Origin of the sequence: Thioalkalivibrio sp. ALE23, from assembly GCF_000378545.1 — a bacterium.
In the GTDB taxonomy this organism is placed as follows: Bacteria; Pseudomonadota; Gammaproteobacteria; order Ectothiorhodospirales; family Ectothiorhodospiraceae; genus Thioalkalivibrio.
The window spans coordinates 1-1,242 of sequence record NZ_KB900086.1 but is presented as its reverse complement, the minus strand read 5'-3'; the positions used below and the strand labels follow the sequence as shown (position 1 = coordinate 1,242).

Here is a 1,242-nt window from a genome sequence, read left to right as displayed (position 1 = left end):
CGGCCCGGGCAAGGCCTGAAATCGAGCCCGCCCGGCCAATCCGTTCCACAATGGCTCAAGCCGACGGGGCCAGCCCCCGTCCGTGGTGGATGACATGGAACTGGCCGCCCTCGCTGAGGAGAAAGCGGACGACGATGTGCTGGGTCTGGAGTACACGTTTCTGGGCTCGGAACACGAACTCGAAGTTCTCGGGAATCCCGAGTGATCTGGAATTACCGAGGACAGGGCGATGTGACTGTCCTCGGTGGTCTCCAGGCTCAACCCCTCTGACGCAGCCGATCCAGCTTGCCCCGGACCCGCTCCCGCGTTTCCACCGTATCCTGCGCGTCGAACTCGAACATCGCCTGATCCACCGGCACGTTGTGCGGGCGGCGCACGCGTAACACGTCCCCGACACGGGTGTCTTCCGGCAACCGGGAGCGCAACACCAGGTGCGCCGTCTCCCTGCCGGGTTCCCCGACGATCACACGGGCCCATCCATCCTCGAAGGCGTCCACAACGCCCCGATCCAGTCTCTCAATCGACACAGGCTTTCCCCTGATCGCGCATGTCCGCGATTTCCTCCGGCCCGACGCGCCAGAACTCGGTGAGCTCATCCAGGCTGTTCCACGGACGACCTTCGATGATCTGCTCGGAGCGGGCCGGGCCGATATGGATGATGTCCTGAAGCCGATTCTGTGAGACGCTGTTGAGGTCGATGCAGCCACCCGAAGGGGTCGAGCGCGCACCGCCACCGCCGGAGGGTGGCGCGGGGGAGCCCGCGGCTTCCGGTTCCCCCGGGCGCACGCCGCCCTCGATCGACCAGCGGTGCTCGCGCGGGTCGCACTGCATTCGGATCTCACGGTCGGCGGTGCCGAAGAACTGGGCATCCGTGTGTCGCTCGACGTTGGCGATCACCTCGTCATGCGGATGGCCGTACTGGTTGTCCGCGCCGTACTGTGCGATGGCGATGACCGGATCCACGGCTTCCAGGAACTCGGGCCGGCTGGAGGTGCTGGACCCGTGGTGCCCGAGCTCCAGGAGGTCGGCGTCGAGATCCATGCCCGCACGCAGGATCTCCGCCTCGCCTGGGTGCTCGGTGTCCCCGGTGACCACAGCGGAGCAGGGGCCGTAGTCGATCCGTACGACGATGTTCTCGTCGTGCAGGTGGCCGTTGTAATCGGCTGCGGATCCTTCCGGGTGCAGGGCGGTGATCTCGATGTTCCCGAGGTTCTTGGTCCGGCCACGCTGCGGTTCGATGTA

At 66.1% G+C, this 1,242-nt stretch carries 1 protein-coding gene and 1 pseudogene; both read right to left on the bottom strand.

Translation table 11 applies throughout. The features are described 5' to 3' along the window. Positions 1 to 257 precede the first annotated feature (257 nt). The gene (locus F573_RS0114040; RefSeq protein ID WP_231384437.1) at positions 258 to 527 is read right to left on the bottom strand and encodes a DUF3006 domain-containing protein; all 270 of its coding nucleotides are present in this window, start codon (positions 525 to 527) and stop codon (positions 258 to 260) included. Then, a pseudogene (locus tag F573_RS14550) lies at positions 517 to 1,242 on the bottom strand (helix-hairpin-helix domain-containing protein); the annotation flags it as partial. The pseudogene F573_RS14550 and the gene F573_RS0114040, both read right to left, overlap by 11 nt.